At 68.0% G+C, this 16,490-nt stretch carries 11 protein-coding genes and 1 tRNA gene; 5 read left to right on the top strand and 7 right to left on the bottom strand.

Annotated features, from left to right (window positions below):
* Positions 1-6: 6 nt before the first annotated feature.
* The 4 genes from MEBOL_RS14735 to MEBOL_RS14720 form a co-directional block, all read right to left on the bottom strand.
* On the bottom strand, positions 7-837 hold the full coding sequence (locus MEBOL_RS14735; protein ID WP_095978025.1) for a hypothetical protein: 831 nt from the start codon (positions 835-837) through the stop codon (positions 7-9).
* Complete coding sequence (locus MEBOL_RS14730) at positions 834-2,105, bottom strand: TadE/TadG family type IV pilus assembly protein (RefSeq protein ID WP_157774965.1); 1,272 nt, start codon at positions 2,103-2,105, stop codon at positions 834-836. The genes MEBOL_RS14735 and MEBOL_RS14730 overlap by 4 nt, the downstream gene beginning before the upstream one ends.
* On the bottom strand, positions 2,102-3,661 hold the full coding sequence (locus tag MEBOL_RS14725) for a hypothetical protein (protein WP_095978023.1): 1,560 nt from the start codon (positions 3,659-3,661) through the stop codon (positions 2,102-2,104). Before MEBOL_RS14725 ends, MEBOL_RS14730 begins: the two co-directional genes overlap by 4 nt.
* 91 nt (positions 3,662-3,752) lie before the next feature.
* On the bottom strand, positions 3,753-4,541 hold the full coding sequence (locus MEBOL_RS14720) for a TadE/TadG family type IV pilus assembly protein (protein WP_157774961.1): 789 nt from the start codon (positions 4,539-4,541) through the stop codon (positions 3,753-3,755).
* Between the two features lie 272 nt (positions 4,542-4,813).
* Between MEBOL_RS14720 and MEBOL_RS14715 the strand changes: the two genes are divergently transcribed.
* Positions 4,814-5,371 carry a hypothetical protein gene (locus tag MEBOL_RS14715; RefSeq protein WP_095978021.1) on the top strand — a complete coding sequence of 186 codons (558 nt, stop codon included), beginning with the start codon at positions 4,814-4,816 and terminating at the stop codon, positions 5,369-5,371.
* 76 nt (positions 5,372-5,447) lie between these two features.
* Here the strand turns inward: MEBOL_RS14715 and MEBOL_RS14710 are convergent, their stop codons facing one another.
* Both MEBOL_RS14710 and truB read right to left on the bottom strand, forming a co-directional pair.
* Entirely contained in the window at positions 5,448-6,212 is a 765-nt protein-coding gene (locus MEBOL_RS14710) for an esterase family protein (RefSeq protein WP_095978020.1), read from the bottom strand.
* Between the two features lie 168 nt (positions 6,213-6,380).
* On the bottom strand, positions 6,381-7,283 hold the full coding sequence (gene truB / locus MEBOL_RS14705) for a tRNA pseudouridine(55) synthase TruB (protein ID WP_095978019.1): 903 nt from the start codon (positions 7,281-7,283) through the stop codon (positions 6,381-6,383).
* 143 nt (positions 7,284-7,426) lie between these two features.
* Here truB and MEBOL_RS14700 point away from each other — a divergent pair.
* The 3 genes from MEBOL_RS14700 (at position 7,427) to MEBOL_RS14690 (ending at position 9,191) form a co-directional block, all read left to right on the top strand.
* A tRNA-Gln gene (locus MEBOL_RS14700) sits at positions 7,427-7,497 on the top strand.
* Positions 7,498-7,564: 67 nt separating this feature from the next.
* Positions 7,565-8,098, top strand: coding sequence for a non-proteolytic archaemetzincin-like protein (locus MEBOL_RS14695; RefSeq protein ID WP_245919764.1), 534 nt, complete (start codon positions 7,565-7,567; stop codon positions 8,096-8,098).
* A gap of 121 nt (positions 8,099-8,219) precedes the next feature.
* Entirely contained in the window at positions 8,220-9,191 is a 972-nt protein-coding gene (locus MEBOL_RS14690) for a TolB family protein (RefSeq protein WP_095978018.1), read from the top strand.
* 74 nt (positions 9,192-9,265) lie between these two features.
* Here MEBOL_RS14690 and MEBOL_RS14685 read toward each other — a convergent pair whose 3' ends face one another.
* A complete protein-coding gene (locus tag MEBOL_RS14685; protein ID WP_095978017.1) occupies positions 9,266-11,470 on the bottom strand; it encodes a (Fe-S)-binding protein in 2,205 nt (734 codons plus the stop codon).
* Between the two features lie 348 nt (positions 11,471-11,818).
* Here MEBOL_RS14685 and MEBOL_RS14680 point away from each other — a divergent pair, with 348 nt between their 5' ends.
* Positions 11,819-16,465 carry an ELWxxDGT repeat protein gene (locus tag MEBOL_RS14680; RefSeq protein WP_095978016.1) on the top strand — a complete coding sequence of 1,549 codons (4,647 nt, stop codon included), beginning with the start codon at positions 11,819-11,821 and terminating at the stop codon, positions 16,463-16,465.
* The last annotated feature ends 25 nt before the right edge of the window (positions 16,466-16,490 follow it).

Here is a 16,490-nt window from a genome sequence, read left to right as displayed (position 1 = left end):
GGCGTCTCATGGATCGAACCACATGAGGGACACGGTCACGGCCGAGGGGTCCTCATGGGGTTTGGCGGTGATGGACAGCATGGAGCTGCCCTTCTGGTAGCTTTCCATTCCCGGCAGGCCTTCGTCCACGGGGGTGGGGACATAGCCGCGCTTGAGCAGTTCCTCGCGGTAGAACGCCTGAACCTTCTGCGGCGTGCTGGATCGCACCACGAAGAACGCACTGCGCGAGGACAGTCCCGGTTCCAACTGCTGGATGGCGTTGGGCGGCTCGGCGTTGGGGGGCTGGGGAAGTCCGTCCGGGAGCGCCTTCTGATCGGCGAGCAGCTCCTCGGGATTGCCGATGGAGGCCAGGATGACCGTCCCCGCGCCGTGGGGTACCAGGGTGAGGGTCTTGAGGTTCTGGCTGCCCGGGGGGCGGAAGCTCATGTACAGCAGCCCCGCCTGCTCCACCCGGCCCCGCATGACGTTGACGACGCCCAGCTTGCCCAGCGACTCCTCGTAGTACTTCATCACCAGGTGGGGCGGCTCATTGACGATGAGCGAGGAGATCTGCATCCGGGCGCCGTTGATGAGGGTCTGCTCGCCCATGGGCTCGGGGCGGACGCCCTGGTAGACGCTGAATCCGAATGGATCCACATCTGGGGCGGGTTCCGGCTCGGGGGGCGGGATGATGGCCTCGCGCACGACCTGCTGCCAGTCGGCGGCCTTGGCGGGCGCCGCCGCGGGCGTCTTGGCCTTCTCCGGGGCCTTCGACGGAGACGCCGGCACGCCCTCGCCGGTCGCGGCACCCGCGGACAGGGCCGCGCCGAGCAGGACGATGAGCAGACCGCGGCTCATGGGCACGCGCCGTCCTTCTGCTCCGTCTTGCAGCCCATGTAGTACAGGCCGCGCTTGTTGTAGGCGGTCTGGTACTTCGTGTTGGCGTTCCTGTAGGGCGTGGATTCGAACTTGGAGTTCGACATCAAATCGAGCGCGGGGCCCTTGGTCTGTCCGGGGGCCTGAGGCTGGTAGCGCGAGACCAGGGTGACGCCCGCCACGGTGGGCAGGAAGCCCACCTCGCGGATGCTCCCGACTCCGGGGGGAACCGTCATCTTGAGCTGGGACTGCGACGTCGAGGTGAACTGGAGCGAGGCGGCGGTCACGGCCCCGTACGTCGCGATCGCGCTGGTCGTGGACATGTTCACCACCCGCTCATAGAAGGGATTGCCGTCCAGGTTCGTGTAGGACGTGAGGCCTCCACGGTCACCGATGTCCGCTTCCTTGATCTTCTCGGACTGTTTCGCCTTGCGCGGCGCACCCGTCTCCAGGGCCCAGGTGTTGAAGTACACGGAGCCCTTCTCGGTGGCCACGATGTTGCGGCCCCTGCCCTGATAGACGTGCGAGTCCGAGTCCTTGGCGCGCTTGGTCAGGTTGGAGAGGTTCACGTCGGTGAACTGCGTGAAGAGCTTTTCCGGAATGATGTAGTTGTAGATGAAGCCCTTGGCATCGCAGCGCACCGCCCCACCCTTGCTGTACGTGTCCGCGAATCGGGGCAGCATGATCGGATCCAGGGCCCAGCTGTTGTCATCCTCCATGGAGCACTTGAACTGGGTATCCGAGCCCGCGCTTTCCTCGAAGCGGTAGGTGTACTGGGCCGCGAAGTAGATCTTGTGGTGCTTCTCGTGATTGTGATTGCCGTTGATGCGAGTGACATCCCCCAGGCCTGGAGAACCGGGCTCGGCGCCGTCCTCGAAGGCCGAGGTGTGGTCCGAATAGGAGGAACGCGAGGCGTAGAAGGATTTCTCCCAGCCGGGCGCGCTCTTCCAGGTGCTCGGCTTGGGATCGGGATCCTCCCCCCGCTTCTCCGGCGTGTCCTCCCGGTAGCGTCCGCGCTCCTTCTTGATGTCGTTCTCTCCGTTGAGCGTGGAGACGTCCCAGACACTCGAGACGACGGACTCCTGCAGGTCCAGCTTCATGTAGGCGGCATCCATCAGGAAGAACGCGTACAGGAGCAAGGGGATGAGGACGATCATCAACAGCACGGTTTCCACCAGGGCGGCGCCCCGACGGCGGCGCGAGGTGAAGCCGGGCACGAAAGCCCCTGGGGACGGAGTCGAGCGGTTCATTGGATGTTCACTCCCTTGCCGCCGCCGCCGGGCACCGCCTGGGCGCCGCCCACCAGTATGGCCGCGTTGGAATCCACGATCGTCAGCGTCGTCGCGAGCTCTCGTGTGGTCATGGGGTGGAGCTTGGCGCGCCAGTAGGGGTTGAAGATGTTGGGGTAGTCGGACCAGTCACCGATGCGGTGATAGTAGACCTGTGCCTTGGAGAAGGCCTTGGTGGGCGAATTGTTGGTGAGCGTCAGCACGCCGTCCGTGGGGCCCACTTTCGTGATGCGCACGGTCCCCGTGCCATCCTTGGCGATCTCGTAGGGCCCGCGATTTCCAAACTCGTTGACCCGGCCATCCGTGGTCGCCGTCGCGTAGACGGCCGGCTGGTTGTACGGGTAGCTGTCCCCGATGTTGAACTCCAGGAAGCGGTGCATGTCCAACTTGGGCGAGGAGTGGGCACTGCCCGAGTGGGGATTGCCGGTGAGCGAGAAGAGTCCCGACTTGTGGGCCTCGCTATCGCCGCTGCTGAGCCGGGCCACTCCAATGGGGCCCAGCAGGGGCAGCAGCGCTCCTCCAGCGCCGTGCCGCCAGGTCCCCGTGAGCGCGGAGTGATCATACGTGGACATGCTCTTGCCCTCGATGTTCGACGCGACGTCCCGGGTCAAGATGGCCATGGCACCTGATTGACCCGGAAAGGAACCGGAGGCCGTGACGCCCGTGCGGCCGCTGACGCCTCCCGGCGCCTGTACCGACAGCCATGTCCCCTCCGGCCCCATCCAGATCGACTCCGATTTGACGAGCTTCCCGAGCTGGGGAAACAACAACCCGTTGGCGAGGGGGGCGCCCTTGCGGTTCCACGCGAAGTCCTGACGGGTGGCGTTCACCGTTTCGGCCATGATGCGTCGCTTGCGCTGCTCGTTGGACTCGAAGACCTGGTTCCATTGCTGGACGTTCTGGATGCTCAGCGTCAAGGGGTCGCTGGTGACGGAGGCGGCCTTGGACATGTTGTCCGCCTTGAGGTCGCCGAACTCACCCTTGCCCAGGGCGATCAGCACGCCCGCCTTCACCGCCTGCTGGGAGGCATGGAGGGCTCCGATGTGGAGATTCAGGGCGGACATGACGCTCTGCGCGGAGCGATCCACGTTCTGGATCTTCTTGGCCACCTTGCCGCTGAGCGCGTCGATGGTCAGACCCAGCGCGTTCATTTCCGCTTCGAAGGAGTGGTAGCAGTGCTGGGGACGGCAGGGCACACCCGGCCAGCAGAAGCACTGGGCGAGCTCCTGTGCGGCGATCTCCGTCATGACGGCCGCGGAGCTGAGCCGCAGGTCCGTCAGCATCGTCGCCTCGGACATGTAGGCGTGCAGGTTGGCCATGCTGACGTAGGACGAGGCGATGGCCCGGTTGGTGTAGGCGAAGTAGTTGAGCGACCGCGCCTCGATCACCGCCAACGAGAACGCCTTGGCGTCCGCGTAGTTCTGCAGACGGATCTTCTGCTGCACGGACACCGTCACGTTGATGGTCATGAACACCACCAGCGCCAGCACCACCAGCGAGACGACGCCGAGGATCATGGCCTGGCCGCGTGAACGCGGACGCTGGCCGGATGCCGACGTACGTCGCTTCAAGGCTCGAAAAAGCGTCTTCATGGAGTACCCGCCGCGACTAGGGCTTGTAGTGGATGCACTCGTTCGTCTTGGGAAGCGCGAACTTGCTGAGGAAGATGTTGCTCTGCATGCGCATGGCGTAGCTGACGTTGATCGGGATCGTGTAGACGCGCGCGGCCTCCAGCGTCCTGACCGTCGAGGCCTGCGTGGCGGTGGATGCCTTGTTGGGCACCCCCTTCTGCGTCATCATCAGAACCGAGGGCAGCGTGGCGCCAATGTACGTGCGGGTGATGATCCAGTTGGCGAACGGAATGGGCATCCGGTAGAGCAGCTGCAGCTGGGCGCGCAGCCGCAGGCGGTTGTACTGCCGCATGCCCGCGCCCGTCTGGGGATCCATGTCGGGATCCTCCGAGATCATCAGCCGGGGATCATCGAAGTCCACTTCGTTGCGGCTGCCCCGGCTGTGCAAGGCCGACTGGTATCCCGCGGCCAGCGCTTGACCGCCGGTGCCACTGAGCTCCCCGTCCGTGGGGCCGCAGATGACGATCTTCACCATCTGGCCCACGCCGAGCGAGTTCTCCGTGAGCAGGCGGGCGTACTTGGTGATGGCACTCGTGCTGCTGTCGTTGGGGAGAATCCGCTTGCCCTGGGAATCCGTCAGCACGGGCATCAGGTGGAACAGGGCCGCCGCTTCCATGGCCTTGACGCTGGCGTTGTGCATCGCGCCCACGCGCACCGCCCGGTACGCGGCGTACTTGGCCATCACCCGAGCCTGGGCGATGAGTCCCAGTTGAAGGATGCCCAGGATCAAGAAGACATAGAGCGGGATGATCAGGGCGGTTTCCACCGCGACCTGTCCTGATTCCCGGCCCCCGACTCGACCCCACATAGGCACTCCTTGCATGAGAACCCAGCATACGCGTATACCTGGGGTCGACCATCGGTCAACTTGCCGGGACCTCTTGCCTCTTGAAACTCGGGAAGAACCTGGAGGGTAGACCGAGGGCTTTCGCCGAAGGCCTGGGTGAGCGGACGAGCGGGCTGCGTCCGGGTGTTTCCGCGATTTCGACTTGGCGCCCGGTCCCGGGATTTGGTGGTATCCGGCCAGGAGGATACATCATGCGCAAGACGTGGCGGACCCTGGGAGTGATGTTGACGCTGTCGGTCGCTGCCTGCACCGGTTGCAACGACAATGGTTCGGATGGCGATGGTAACGGCACCGAGGACAACATCGTCTGCACGGGCGCCTACAGCGGTGGCGCGACGGGCAAGGTGAAGTTCTGCAGCCTGTCGGCGCTCAGGACGTCCGATGGATCGCTGCAGTACACGCTGTCGATCGAGCCGGATACGAGCGGCACCGTGGTCAGCAACGACAACCTGTCGCTCTTCGCCAAGGGCGACCCCAAGACGGGCACCTTCGCGCTGGACACCTTCACGGATGCGCTCAGCCGCGTGTCCGTCCAGGGCGACAAGGACTACCAGGTGGTGCGCAGTGGGGGCGAGCAGTTCGGCAACGCGACGCTGACGATCGAAACGGTGCCCTCCGGCACGAACCTGGCCGGCAACAACGTCAAGTACGACAACTTCGTGGGCAAGGCGGAGATCCAGTACGTGCCTCCCCCGGGCGCGGACTACACCGACACGGTGACCCTGAAGCTGTCGTTCCAGCGCCAGTAGGCACCCAGGTGGTTCCCCGTGCCCCGCTGGGAGTGCGAGCGGGGCCTCGGGGTCGCTGTTGGGTCGGCTTGGAGCCTCAGTACCCGAGCCGTTCTCCCACGTAGTGGTCCATCTGCCGGTACCAGGTGGGCCAGTCGTGGGGCATGTCGTGGCCCCAGATGTCCAGCCCATGCGGGATGCCGCGCTGGTGCAGCAGGTGGCTCAGGTGCTCGGAATAGCCGGGGTTCTCCCACTCGCCGCGGCTCGTCACCAGGTGGATCCGGCTGTGATGCCGGATGAGGTCCATGCCAGGGCCCTCGGGCAGGTTCGGGACGTAGGAGACGGGGTTGTTGAAGTAGACCTCGTCGCTCCAGTAGCCGTGGAGGAACTCCGACTGGAGGTCGTAGAAGCCGCCCAACCCGAGGAGCAGTTCGAACAGGTCCGGACGCCGGAAGAAGGCGTTGGCGGCGTGGAAGGCGCCGAAGCTGGCGCCCGCCGCGCCGATGCGCGCGTGGTCGTTGCCCAGGCAGCGGCGGATGTGCGGGACGACCTCCTGCTCGACGTAGTCCGAGTAGAGCGCCTGATTGCGGGCCTTCTCGTGCAGGGGCATCCCGGGGTTCATCCACGCCCAGGGATTGATGCTGTTGATGCTGAAGAGCTGGAACCGGCCCGCCTGGAGGTGGTGCGCGACGGACTGGATGAGTCCCATGCGTTCCGCCTCGAGGAAGTCACCTCCGGCGGTGGGGAAGAGCAGCATCGCCGGGCCCCAGTGGCCGTAGCGGACGAGGGGCATGTCCATGCCCAGCCGGTGGCTGTGCCAGCCGAGGAGTTCCCGCCGCGGGTTCGGATCGACGTACGACATGAAAGCCCATTCCTTTCGTGGGTAGGTCCCGCCCTCATGGACGGGCGCCGGTCGTCAGGACGTGTCGTCCAGTCCCGGTGCCCACGGGCGCGGAACATGGCATGGAAGCCATCGCGGGGGTGCCTCTTGCCTCTCGCGGCATGAGTCCGAGGCTCCTCCGGCTGGGGCTCAAATCCCGGCCCACAGGTGCGTGCGCACCCGGAGCGTTCCGTCTTCCTCGCCCAGTAGCGCCACGAGCCGTCCGCGTTGCACGGCGAGCACGGGGCCCTCGGGGTCTGGAAAACCCTCGGGCGGTTTCCAGGGCGCGGGCTTCACGTCTCCCCGAGGAATGGTGCGGCCGTGCTTGAGGTGGTTTACCTCGTCCCCGGCGATGGCTCGTGAGGCGCACCAGGGCAGCACCGCCGCGCCGTGCACACTCACTCGCGCTCCTGTGGGTCCCGGGTCCTCCCAGGGGCCGATGGCGGTGCGGTGCAGCCGCGACAGGTGCGCCCCGCACCCGAGCGCCCGTCCCAGCTCCCTCGCGAGCGCGCGCACGTAGTAGCCGCCCCGGCACGTCAGGCGCAGGCGGCTCGTGCGCGGCAGGTCATGCGAGAGCCAGCGCGCCTCGTGCAGGTAGACGCGCGAGGGGGGCAGCACCACCGTTTCTCCACGGTGGGCCTTCTTGTAGGCGGGCTCGCCCCCCAGCTTCTTGGCGCTGGTGGCGGGGGGCACCTGGTCCGTCCACCCGAGCAGGGGTTGGAGCGCCTCGTCGAGCGCCTGGGGCGTCAGGTGCGCGGCGCTCCCCGTGTGCACCGGCTGGCCGAGCCCATCGCCCGTGTCCGTCTCCACGCCCCAGACGACCTCGGCCTCGTACGTCTTGGGCGCCGCGTGCAGCCAGTCCATCAGGTGCGTGGCCGGACCCGCGAGCAGCAGCAGCAGGCCCTCGGCGAACGGGTCCAACGTGCCCCCGTGGCACACCGGCAGCTGCTTGCGCGTGAGCCCCGCCGCCTCCACCTCGCTCATGAAGGCGTGCACCCGGGTGAAGCTGGTGACGCCCACGGGTTTATGGTCCAGGTAGATGCCGGCCTTCATGCGTCACGTGTTCCTCCGGAGGATGTGTGGCGGAGGGTGTCTACTCCCTACCTGGGAGTACCCCTCGCTGTCCTCCAGACGACCTCTGTCGAGAAAAGTTCCCGCTCCACGCGGGATGTCCTACAATCTCACGGCGATCTTGCTGGGGCGTCGTCTAATGGCAGGACGTCAGACTTTGAATCTGATTATCAAGGTTCGAATCCTTGCGCCCCAGTCACCCCTCTTCCCTATCCGGGTGGCGCAGACCACCGCGCCGCCGGGATGTCCAGGACGGTGCGCCGATGCCGATGCCGCAGAAGGTCCTCCTGCTCGTCTCGGTGGGCAGTCCTCCTCCGGTGTTGTTGCGAGAGCTGGAGGACCCCATCGCGTTGCAGCTGGGCCTCAAGGCCGTGGTGGGGAAGGTGGCCCTGTCCACGCCCACCTACGCCTTCAACAAAGACCGGAGCCAGTACCACTGCAACGCCATCCTGCGGCGGCTGTCGACGCTGCTGGAGCCCAGCCACTCCATGGTGCTGGGCGTCACGGACGTGGACCTGTTCGTGCCGGACTCGCCCTTCGTGCTGGGTGAGGCGGACCGGGAGTCGCGCAGCGCCATCCTGAGCCTGGCCCGGCTGCGCCAGGGCGCCGAGGGCGAGCAGCTCAAGCGCCGGCTCCAGGTGGAGGCCGTCCACCTGGCGGCACATCTGCTGGGGTTGTCCTACTGCGAGGACACCCGGTGCGTCATGTTCTTCGCCCAGGCCCCCCAGGACTGCGACCGGAAGAACCTCTCGCTGTGCAACAACTGCCGCAATGAGATGAACAAGCTCAACCGCTAGGGGCCGCCGCGCGCTCGTGGCCCCTCCTCGTGCTTGAATGCCGCCCGCGCGGGGGACGTCCTTCCCGCGCGGAGCGCCCCGGGGGCGCTCCTGGGGCCGGAAGACACGGGAGCATGAGCGTATGAAGGCGTTGTGGCGGATTTTCGGACTGGCGGCGGTCGCGGGACTGGCGGCGGGGTGTGAGGCCCTGGACGGTTTCGACCCGGACGGCGGTGGTGGTGGCTCGGGCGGTGGCTCCTTCAGCCAGGGCTTCGTCTTCGTGCGCGACCGGAACGTGCAGGCGGTGGACGAGAGCGGGGATCCCAACTCCCCCCTGCGCCTGACCACCCACGGCGGTGCGTACGAGCCCACCGTGGCTCCCAACGGCCGGAGCGTGGCGTACGTGTACCGCTCGGGCTCCACGGTGGAGCTGCGCTCGGTGCCCACCACGGGCCAGGGTCAGCCCTCCACGGTGTTCGCCCTCACGGCCAGCTCCTGCCCGGGCTGCTCCAACTTCCGCTTCCCCGTCTTCAACCCCGCGAGCAACGTCATCGTCTTCACCGTCTACCGGGGCAACACGTCCTCCCTGGCGAAGGTGAACGCGGATGGCAGCGGCTTCGTGCTGTTCAACAACGGCAACATCGGCATCAACTCCCATGGCGCGGCCTCCTTCTTCCCGGACGGGCAGACGGTGCTCTCGGCGGGGGGAGCCAGCGCCAACCAGCTCAACCAGCTCGTGCGCACGAACGTGATGAGCGGCGCCTCGCAGGTCTACAGCTTCAACCTGGGCAACGATGCCCAGGTGGTGGCCAACCGCGTGGCCGTGTCGCCGGACGGCTCCCAGGTGGCGTTCGACGGGCAGACCAGCGGCGGCACCACCTCCATCTTCCTGGCCCCGCTGGGACAGATTCTGGGCAGCGTGAAGCAGCTCACCCGCCACACCGGTGAGCTGGGCGTGTCGGACACCTGGCCGAGCTGGCGCGGCAACACCGAGGTGACCTTCCTGTCCAACGCGGGCGGCAGCGACAACATCTACCGCATCGGCATCGCCACCACGGGCGCGGGCTCCCTCGTGGTGCCGAGCGCGCTCGAGCCCTCGTACGGCGGCCGGTAGTTCCCCGGACGCACGAAGGCCCGGAGTCCCCGTGCATCGGGACTCCGGGCCTTGCGTTCTTCAGGAGATGGGGACTACTCGGGCTTGGCGTTCACCGCGGGGCCCGGCGTCACCGTGGCCGGCGCGCCGCGCGCTTCCATGGCGTCCGCCACCAGCTCGGTGATGTCCTTCACCTTGATGCGCTGCTCGCGGCCCGTGTCGTTCACCGCGTCGTTGAGCATCGTCGAGCAGAAGGGGCAGGCCACCGCCACCACGCCCGAGCCTCCCTCTTCCTTGTAGTCGCCCACCAGGCCCGGCTTCTTCTTGTCCGTGGCGTTGGGGTAGGGGGTGCTGGGGTCCTCGGCATGCTTGAGCGTGAGGGCCACCTCGTTGACGCGGTTGTGGTTGATGCGCGTGCCGATGTGCTCCTCCATCCACATGCGGCCGCCACCCGCGCCGCAGCAGAAGCCCTCGCGCTTGCTGCGCTGCATCTCCACCACCTCCAGGCCCGGAATGGCGTGGAGCACCTCGCGCGGCGCGTCGTACACGCCGTTGTGCCGGCCCAGGTAGCAGGGGTCGTGGTAGGTGAGCTTCTGGTTCATCACCTGCGACAGCTTGATGCGCTTCTCCTTGAGAAGATCGTTGATGAGCTGCGTGTGGTTGATGACCTTGTACTCGCCGCCGAACTCCGGGTACTCGTTCTTGATGGTGTTGAAGCAGTGGGGGCACTGGGTGATGACCGCCTTCACCCCCATGGCGTTCCACGACTCCACGTTCGTCTTGGCGAGCGTCTGGTACAGGTACTCGTTGCCCATGCGCCGCGCCGAGTCGCCGTTGCACATCTCCTGCTTGCTCAGCGTGGCGAAGCTCACCCCCGCCTCGCGCAGGATCTTCACCAGCGCCCGGCTCACCTTCTTCTGCTTGTCGTCGTAGCTGCCCGCGCAGCCCACGAAGAACAGGTACTCGTACGGGCCGCCGCCATCACCCCACGTGGGCAGCGCCAGGTCCTCCGCCCACTCGTCGCGCCGATCCTGGCCGAGGCCCCAGGGGTTGCCCTGGCGCTCCATGCCCTCGAACACGCGCTGGATCTCCGGCGGGAACTCCGCCTTCACCTGCACCTGGTAGCGGCGCATGTCGATGAGCCGCGGCACGTTCTCGATGAACACCGGGCACGCCGTCTCGCACCAGCCACAGCTCGTGCACGCCCACACCGTCTCCGCCTGGAGCGCGCTGCCGATGATCTCCGGCAGGGGCTCCTTGGTGCCCGACGGGCCCCGGCCTTCCTCCACCCACTGCTCGTGGTCCCACACCCAGTGCTTCAGGTCCTGGTTCACGCCCTTGTGCGTGAGCGGCTTGCCGGTGATGTACGTGGGGCAGTGCGTCTGGCAGCGGCCGCACTCCGTGCAGGAGTACAGGTCCAGGCCCTGCTTCCACGTCAGGTCCTTGATCGTCGCCGTGCCGAACTCCTCCTTCTCCAGGTCCGGCGAGCTCAGCTTGGAGCTCTGCGTGGTGCTCGGCTCGTCGTGGGGCACCAGGCGCTGGAAGAACACGTTGAACAGGCCGGTGATGACGTGGAAGTGCTTGCCCAGGGGCAGGAAGTTGAGGAACGCGAGGATGATGACGAGGTGGATCCAGAAGCCCGCCACGCCCAGCGCGTGCGCCACCGGCCAGCCCATGGGGCGCATCCCCATGCCGAACACGCTCGTCACCGGCTCCCACCACACGAAGTTGCCCGTGGCCAGCGGCATCGTCTGCTCGCGCGGCACCATGTGGCTGCCGCCGAACAGGAACTCCGTCACCATCAGCCCGGAGATGAAGCCCAGGATGAGGAACGCCTCCCACGAGGGGCTGAGCCGGTCCGGCTTCACGCTGCCGCGCAGCCACGCGAAGTAGGCCGAGCCCACCAGCGCCAGCGCCGCCACCCCGTCCTTGAGCAGCAGGTACAGCTTGTAGACGAGCAAGAGCGGCGCCTTGTCCGCCCAGAAGGGGTCCTGCAGGTCCGTGAGCACCGTCAGGGCCGACTCGGAGAAGCCCATCACGAACATCATGATGGTGCGCAGCGCCAGCACCATGAACGCCGCGAAGATGAGCACGTGCATGAAGCCCGCGGTGCGCTCCTCGCGGTCCACCATGCGCTTCTGCCCGAGACCGAAGCGCAGGAGCGCCAACGCGCGTTGGGGGATGCGATCCAGCCGGTTCTCCTTCTTCATCGCCAGCAGGGCGCCCATGCGCCCGGACATGGTGATGACGAAGACGGAGAGCCCGATGGTCAGCAGCAGGCCTGTGATGATGGAGCTCATGTCGGTTCGCTGAACCTCGCGCGACGCGGGGAAGGGATGGACCCGGAATGCCGCGACGCGGCAGGCGGGAGGGGATGACCCAACCCTAACAAGGTTGATTCTTGAATCAAGGACCTCGCCAGGGCCCTCCCCCGAGGCTTTTCACGGTCCGCGACGCTTGGACGTACCCCAAGCGGCGGAACGTTGACAGTATAACTCTTTTGGCTGACTGTATGCGTCAGGAGGAGCCGTGAGGGAGCGTCCCTCGGGCTCCAGGTGGGGGCGGTTCTACTTCAAGGGATTCACAGCGGACCCACGACGAGGGCCTCCCGCGCGGGAGCGCCCCGCGTGCGGGGGGAGTTCGTCCAAATGGATATCAAGCGAGGAGCGAGGGCGGGTCTGGCCCTGACGCTGGCGGTGTGCGTGGGGTGTGGCGAGCCGGTCGAGGGGGAGGCGGAGCGCCTGGAGTCCGTCACGGCGGCGGCGCGTCAGGACGCGCTCACGAGCGGCGAGCCCGTGCTCGTCAAGGATCTGCATCCGGGGCAGTACCCGCCCTGGTTGCCGGTGGGCTCCCAGTCGCGTGAGTTCGCTCGCGCGGGCCATCAGGTGTTCTTCGCGGTGGGTGACGTGGAGACCACCGCGCTCTGGGTCTCCGACGGGACGGCGGTGGGAACGCGGCGGGTGTGGGACTTCAACCCGTTCCTGCGGGGCTCCTACGTCCTGCTGGAGGGACCCTCCATCCAGCGCATCCTGAGCGTGGGCGGGCTCGTCTCCGTCGTGGTGAACGCGGGGTTGTACCCCGAGGTGTCCGAGGTGTGGCGCAGCGACGGCACCCCCGAGGGCACCTGGCCCCTCTCCTCGCATGCGCGGCTCTCCGAGCCCGTCCTGGGCGCGGTCGGCGACACGTTCTTCTTCGCGGGTGACGAGGGGGTGGGTGGAACGCCGGCGTTGTGGAAGAGCGACGGCTCGCGGACGGGCACCGTGCGGGTGAAGACGCTCCCCATTCATGTCACCGCCCTGCGGGCCGTGGGCTCCACGCTCTTCATCGCCTCGGGGAGCGAGCTGTGGAAGAGCGATGGCACGGACGCGGGCACCTCGTGGGTGGCGACCCTCGCGGCCCCCGGCTCGTTGTCCTCCCTGACGGCCGTGGGTTCCACGCTCTTCTTCGTCTCCGGCGGCGAGCTGTGGAAGAGCGATGGCACGAAGGCGGGCACTGTGCGGATCATCGACCTGAAGGAGGCCCCTTCCTTCTCCGCGCCTCAGAACCTCACGGCCCTGGGCTCGACGCTCGTCTTCTCCGCCACGGACGCGGAGGGCGGACGCGAGCTGTGGAAGAGCGATGGGACGGGCGCGGGCACCGTCCGGGTGAAGGACCTCGCCCCGGGAGCGGCGGGGTCGGAGCCCTCCGTGCCCGCCGTCATGGGCGGGGCGCTCTACTTCCTCGCCCACGAGGGCTCCACCGGACGCGAGTTGTGGACGAGCGATGGGACGGCCGAGGGAACGGTGCGGCTCACGGACCGCGTGTCCGGCCCCGCTGATTCCTTCTCCGGGCGCGTGGTCTCCACCGACCACCGCCTGTTCCTCTTCTCTCGCGACGACGAGCGCACGCTTTCCCCTTACTCCCTGTGGATGAGCGATGGGGTGGAGGCTCCAGTCCCGCTCGCCTCCTCCCAGGATTTCACCGGCGCCCTCGAGCCCTCGGATTTCGCCGTTCTCGGCGACACGCTCCTCTTCTCCGTCTTGAACCCGTACTACGCGCGGGTTCCCTGGGTCTCGGATGGCACTCCCGAAGGCTCCCATGTGCTCATGGAGGCTTGGGAACCCGGCAACGACAGCGAGCCCCGGCCCTGGGTGGATCTGGACGGGACCCTGCTCTTCACGCGGGGCGATGAGTTGAATCCCACCCCGTACGCGTTGTGGCGCTCGAATGGGACCGAGCGCGGGACGACCTACGTGGCGGGCCCGTTCGCCTCGGAGCCCCAGGCCCCCGTGCGGCTGGGCACCCGAGTGTTCTTCTCGGTGTCCACTCCCGCGTCCGGCAAGGAGCTGTGGCGCACCGACGGCACTCCGGCGGGCACGTCGCTCGTGCGGGACCTCGTGCCGGGACCGGGCTCGAGCGAGCCGGGACCGGGGGTCGTCCTCGGGGAGCGGCTTGTCTTCTCCGCCGCCACGGCCTCGCATGGCATCGAGCTGTGGAGCTCCGATGGAACCTCCGAGGGCACCGTGTTGCTCAAGGACATCTGGCCGGGCGCCTTCTCCTCCGCGCCGGGCCCCCTGGTGAAGGTGGGGGGACTCGCCTACTTCTCCGCCCATGACGGCGTGCACGGCGTGGAGCTGTGGCGCACGGATGGCACGCCCGAGGGCACGCTCCTGGTGGCCGACGTGGCGCCGGGCGCGAAGGATTTCTCCCCGAGTTCCCTTCATGACGTGAATGGGACGCTCGCCTTCGTGGCGCGGGACCCGGCGGCCCCTGGCACTCCGTCCGCGCTCTGGCGGTTGGATGCGACGGGAACGCCGCGCAAGGTGTCGTCTGTCGCGCCCATGTCGACGCACTGGGATTGGATGGCCGTCGCCGACGGGACGCTCTTCTACAGCGTCAACGCCGGCTCCATCGAGCACGCGGGTGAGCCTCCGCCGGAGATCTGGAAGTATGGCGGCGGCGCCTCGAGCGCGACCCGCGTGTCCCGAGGCGGTTTCCACTTTGGACTCGAGCCGGTGGCCGCGGGCGGGACGGTCTTCTTCACTGCCCGGAGCCCGGGGCGCGGCAGGGAGCTGTGGAGCACGGATGCCACGGGCACTCGCCGGGTGAAGAGCTTCCTTCCCGGGCCCACGGGAGGCGGCATGGGCCCCTATGGGATGGTCGCGCTCGAGGGCCTGGGGAAGGTGATGTTCCGTGCCTCGGATGGTGAGCACGGCCTGGAGCCGTGGATCTCCGATGGCACCGAGGCGGGGACCTGGCGGGTGGGGGACCTCGCGCCAGGTCCCATGTCCTCCAATCCCACGTCCTTCGTGCGCAGCGGCTCGCGCATCTTCTTCGGCGCCAATGATGGGCCGCATGGCCAGGAGCTGTGGATGCTGCCCCTGCCGTCCTCGGGGGATCTGCCTCCCCAGGTGACGTGTCCCGCGGACGTGGTGGAGGAGCTGTCGGGTCCCCTCACGCCCGTCACCTGGCCACACGCCACGGTCATCGACGAGGACGTCGCGTCGTCCGAGCTGACGTACACCCCCGCCCTGGGAAGCCTCTTTCCCCTGGGCGCCACGCGGGTGACGGCGCGGGTCATGGACGCGGCGGGGCAGGCGGCGTCGTGCTCCTTTGGCGTGACGGTGCGCGACACCACGCCGCCCACTCTCACCTGTCCGCCGACCACGTACGTGGAGGCCACCAGCGCCTCGGGAGGCCAGGCGTTCTTCGAGTCGCCCAGGTCATGGGACGTGAGTGGTGGCTGGGGGATGTCCTATCAAGGCCCCGGCCAGCTCTATCCCCTGGGCACGCGGACGTTCATCGCCCAGGCGTGGGATGAATCGGGCAACACGTCCTCCTGCACCTACGACGTCGTCGTGCGGGACACCACGCCCCCCACCCTGAAGTGCCCGGCGGCCGTCACGGTCGAGGCCTCGGAGGCCGGGGGGGCCTTCGTCGGGTATGCAGCCGCCACGGCCTCCGACACGGTGTCGGCGGTGACGGTGACGTACAGCCAGGCCTCGGGTTCCCGTTTTCCCCTGGGCACCACGCTGGTGACGGCGACGGCGCGGGACGCGGCGGGCAACACCTCCTCGTGCTCCATTCCCGTGACGGTGCGCGATACCAGGCCACCCCTGGTGCTGTGTGGCGGCGGGGCTCACGCGGTCGAGGCCACGTCGGCCTCGGGCGCGCTCGTCTCCTCCCTCCCGGTCTCGGCCTCGGACACCGTGTCGGCGGTGACGCTGACGTACAGCCCGGCCCTGGGGACCCTCTTTCCCCTGGGCACCACGGAGGTGACGGCGACGGCGCGCGACGCGGCGGGCAACACCTCCACGTGCTCCCTGGCCCTGACGGTGAGGGATACCACCGCGCCCCTTCTCACCTGCCCGGCGGACCTGCTCCTCGAGGCCACCAGCGCCTCGGGCGCCCTGGCGGACTTCGCGGCCCACGCGAGTGACACCGTGACGCTCGCGCCCGCGCTCCTCTACAGCCAGGCCCCGGGCACGCGCTTCCCCGTGGGCGACACCCAGGTGACGGTGCGGGCCCGTGACGAGGCGGGAGTCCTCTCCGCTCCCTGCTCCTTCCTCGTCTCGGTGCGGGACACCACTCCGCCCACGCTGAGTTGTCCGGCACGCGTCACCGCCGAGGCCACCTCGCCCACGGGCGCGCTCGTCACCTACGCCCCGGCCACCGCGTCGGACACGGTGTCGGCGGCGACGGTGTCGTACGGCCAGGCCTCGGGGACGCGCTTCCCCCTGGGCACCACCCCCGTGATGGTGTGGGCCCGGGACGCCTCGGGCAATCGGGCGTCGTGTGCCTTCGAGGTGGAGGTGCGGGACACCACCGCGCCCGTGCTCACCTGCCCCTCCGCGATCGAGGTCGAGGCCCTGTCGACAGTGGGGGGCCCGGCGGATTTCTCCGTGGGCGCGACGGACGCGGTGACGGACTCGGGACTGTTGCTCACCTACAGCCACGCGCCGGGGAGCGTGTTCGCGTTCGGCACCACGCCGGTGACGGTGAGCGCCCAGGACGCGGCGGGCAACACGGGCACGTGCTCCTTCTCCGTGACGGTGCGTGACACCCTCGCGCCCACGCTCACCTGTCCGGAGAGCCAGGTGCTGGATGCCACGCAGCCCGAGGGCGCTCCCGCCTTCTTCTCGGCCAAGGCGTCGGATGTCGTGTCGGCGCGCCTCGTGCCCACGTACAGCCACGCCTCGGGCGCGTTGTTTCCCGTGGGCCGCACGCGCGTGAACGCGAGCGTGGTGGACCGGGCGGGCAACGCGTCCGCCTGCTTCTTCTTCATCACCGTGCGCGACACGCGGGCGAGCCGATGACTCTCTCTTCTTCTGGTTCAGGGGT

The sequence above is a fragment of the Melittangium boletus DSM 14713 genome (assembly GCF_002305855.1).
Taxonomy (GTDB): domain Bacteria; phylum Myxococcota; class Myxococcia; order Myxococcales; family Myxococcaceae; genus Cystobacter; species Cystobacter boletus.
This window is presented reverse-complemented; position numbering and strand designations above follow the sequence as displayed.

Bases quoted from the DNA above. Each gene is read 5' to 3' on its own strand.
- MEBOL_RS14695 (WP_245919764.1), top strand. From the start codon at position 7,565: ATGCCGATGCCGCAGAAGGTCCTCCTGCTCGTCTCGGTGGGCAGTCCT.
- MEBOL_RS14715 (WP_095978021.1), top strand. From the start codon at position 4,814: ATGCGCAAGACGTGGCGGACCCTGGGAGTGATGTTGACGCTGTCGGTC.
- MEBOL_RS14680 (WP_095978016.1), top strand. From the start codon at position 11,819: ATGGATATCAAGCGAGGAGCGAGGGCGGGTCTGGCCCTGACGCTGGCG.
- MEBOL_RS14735 (WP_095978025.1), bottom strand. From the start codon at position 837: ATGAGCCGCGGTCTGCTCATCGTCCTGCTCGGCGCGGCCCTGTCCGCG.
- MEBOL_RS14730 (WP_157774965.1), bottom strand. From the start codon at position 2,105: ATGAACCGCTCGACTCCGTCCCCAGGGGCTTTCGTGCCCGGCTTCACC.
- MEBOL_RS14710 (WP_095978020.1), bottom strand. From the start codon at position 6,212: ATGTCGTACGTCGATCCGAACCCGCGGCGGGAACTCCTCGGCTGGCAC.
- MEBOL_RS14725 (WP_095978023.1), bottom strand. From the start codon at position 3,661: ATGATCCTCGGCGTCGTCTCGCTGGTGGTGCTGGCGCTGGTGGTGTTC.
- MEBOL_RS14690 (WP_095978018.1), top strand. From the start codon at position 8,220: ATGAAGGCGTTGTGGCGGATTTTCGGACTGGCGGCGGTCGCGGGACTG.
- MEBOL_RS14685 (WP_095978017.1), bottom strand. From the start codon at position 11,470: ATGAGCTCCATCATCACAGGCCTGCTGCTGACCATCGGGCTCTCCGTC.
- truB (WP_095978019.1), bottom strand. From the start codon at position 7,283: ATGAAGGCCGGCATCTACCTGGACCATAAACCCGTGGGCGTCACCAGC.